At 69.7% G+C, this 2,710-nt stretch carries 2 protein-coding genes; one reads left to right on the top strand and one right to left on the bottom strand.

What is annotated here, in order from left to right; genetic code table 11:
- Positions 1-531 precede the first annotated feature (531 nt).
- On the bottom strand, positions 532-1,992 hold the full coding sequence (locus tag ABD52_RS36935) for a PepSY domain-containing protein (protein ID WP_047894826.1): 1,461 nt from the start codon (positions 1,990-1,992) through the stop codon (positions 532-534).
- Between the two features lie 171 nt (positions 1,993-2,163).
- Here ABD52_RS36935 and ABD52_RS38840 point away from each other — a divergent pair, with 171 nt between their 5' ends.
- Positions 2,164-2,439 carry a cation transporting ATPase C-terminal domain-containing protein gene (locus ABD52_RS38840; RefSeq protein ID WP_082171463.1) on the top strand — a complete coding sequence of 92 codons (276 nt, stop codon included), beginning with the start codon at positions 2,164-2,166 and terminating at the stop codon, positions 2,437-2,439.
- Positions 2,440-2,710 lie beyond the last annotated feature (271 nt).

Here is a 2,710-nt window from a genome sequence, read left to right as displayed (position 1 = left end):
GGTTTACGCTGTGGCACGCGGCCACCGCCAGATCTGAAGTCATGTCCACAGCAGACAGACGATCACGCGGTGGCCGCACCTCGTCTACCCGGCCCCACCAGCGACATCTCAAACGGCGGCTGCCGTATTAGGGCCGGCGCGGCAGGAGCCGGATTCGCGGTGCCACCTATGAACTCCCCGTCGAGTCTGGGCGCTACCGGCCGACGGCCGAGAACGGCACGACCACGACGGCGTGGACCGTCACGTCCGGCGCTGTCGCCCGCGCCGAGCCGCCGAAGGGGTCCTGCACGCCCCGAGGGATCGGGCAGTCCGTGCCGCGCCGACCCCTGCTGTTACTGCCGGAACATGGAGATCTGCATGATCACGCCCGACGACAAGATCTCGGTCTTCCTGCGGATCACCGGACAGAGCGGTTCGGAGAACACCGGGCCGTTCCGCCGGTGACCGGCTCCCGGCCCCGCTGACCGACACGCGACCACCGCTGTCCGGCCGCCCCGCAGCGGTGGCGGCCGGACAGCTGTGCGGGGTCAGCTACCGGCCGGGGGCGGGTGAGACGGGTATCGGCCGACGGCGCCGACGGGTGAGCATGCCGAGGGCGATGTCGATGAAGAGGAAGCCGAGCAGAGTGACGCCGAGCCAGGGCAGTACCCAACCGAGTGCCACGGTGACCGGTCCACCGAGCGGCAGCGCCCACCACGGAAGCCCTCGGACCCCACCTCGGGCGGGCGGCGCGCCGAGCGGTGCGCGGCGACCGGCGCGGGTGGGGCGGCGCTGCCACCACATGCGGTAGCCCCAGACGATGACGCAGAGCAGGCCGAGAGCGAGCGCGGCGAGCAGGATCTGATTGACCGGGCCGAACAGGATTCCCATGTGGGCTTGAATGCCGAGGCTGCTGAGCCGCGCGAGGAGCGGCCAGTCGGCGAAGTCGCTGCGGTCGGTGACCGCGCCGGTGGTGGGGTCCACAGAGATCCGGTCCTTCGCGACCGGCCAGGTGTTGTCGACCTGGGCGACGGTCCATGCCTGGCCGGACTCCGCGGCAGGGCTGATCTCCACCGGCCCCGAGAGTCCGGCGCCGCGCGCGGAGGTCAGGACGATGTCGAAGGACGCCGGATTGTCCGCCGTGCCGGTCACCGCCCCACCGTGCTGGTGCCCACCACCACTAGCGGGCGGGGGCACGCCGTCGAGGGTGGTGGACAGTTCCGGAGTGCCGGCGCGCAGGACGTCCAGGCCGGCGCCGAAATTCGCGCCGGCGTACCGGGACCAGGTCAGGCCGGTGGCGGAGAGGAACAGCAGGCCGACCGCGAGCCAGACACCGGTGGTGGCGTGCCAGCCCCGCGTACGCCGGACTCCCTTGCGGGCGCTCAGGTCCGGTATGAGCAGGTGTGTCGTCCGGGCGCGGGTGGCGCTGCGACGGCGCCACCACAGGATGACGCCGCCGAGCACGAGGATCCACAGCCAACTGGCGGCGATTTCCGAGTAGTGCCGGCCGATCTCACCGAGGTGCAGATTGCGGTGCAGGTCGTCGAGCCAGGTGGTGGCCGGGGTGGAGCCGAACCAGGTGGTGAGCTGTCCGGTGACCTCGCCGGTGTACGGGTCGACGTAGACGGTGTGCTGCTTGTCGCCGAGTTTCTCGAGCGAGAACACCACCCGGGTGGTCCGGTCGCCTGCGCCGGGCGCCACGGTGGCGATGGTGCCGTCGGGGTGCGCGGCCCGTGCGGCGGTGACCTGTTGGGCGAGGGTCGTCGGCTGGTCGCCGACGGCGGCCACGGCCAGCTGGTCGCCGTAGAGGGCCTGGTCCAGCTGTGGGGTGATGGTGTACGCCAGGCCGGTCAGGGCGGCGACCAGGAGGAACGGGGCAACCAGGATGCCGGCGTAGAAGTGCAGCCGGGTCAGCAGCGCGGCAAAGGGCGTGGGCTCGCGACTCGAACGAGCGGTCTGCGCAGCGGCGGGAACATCCGGCGTGGGATCACCGGACAGGTCGGTGACGGACATCGACTACTCCGATCGGAAAAGGAGATTTCTAGTTCGGGGTGGCTCGTGCCCGTCGAGCCCTGGGCTGCCCGGTTGCCGTCTCCCGGTCGAGTAGTCGGTCAGGTATGTCAGGAAGTTCCCGGCTGCCCGCGCACATCGTCGGCGTCGCCTCCGCTGTGATGCGGAGCCGCCATCGTTGCTTGTCAGGTCGGCACCGCGCTTGCCGTCCGCACTGACCGAGCCTCACTGCGCTCCATCGGCCTGGCGTCCAACCGGCTCCTGCTGTGGGGAATCGCGTTCGAACTCGCCTTCGCCGCCACCATCGTCACCGTGCCCCCGCTACAGGCGATCTTCGGCACCGCCGTGCCCGGCCCCGCCATCCTCGCCATCCTGATCGCCTTCCCGATACTCGTCTGGGCACCGGACGAGCTACGGCGCGCAGTGCTACGCCACCGCACCGGACGCTGACACCAGCTATCTGTGCTTTGTGCGGGCGATGGACCTGGGGAGATGAAGATCTTCTCCGGTATCGGCGGTAACAGCCGGTAATGGATGATCAATGAGCCATTTTCATCGTGACGGCGCAGGTCACGGGCGGTGTGGGAGGCCGGTGTCCAGGTAGGACGAGGCTCCCGGTAAGACAGCAATCGACCAAGATCAGATGCCCCAACCGGGAGCCTCGCTGTGCTGTCTTACCCTGCCGCGATTCCGTTGTCCACCCGCAGCCTGAACCACCTCG

Source organism: Micromonospora sp. RV43 (assembly GCF_001029515.1).
GTDB classification, from domain to species: domain Bacteria; phylum Actinomycetota; class Actinomycetes; order Mycobacteriales; family Micromonosporaceae; genus Micromonospora; species Micromonospora aurantiaca.
This window is presented reverse-complemented; position numbering and strand designations above follow the sequence as displayed.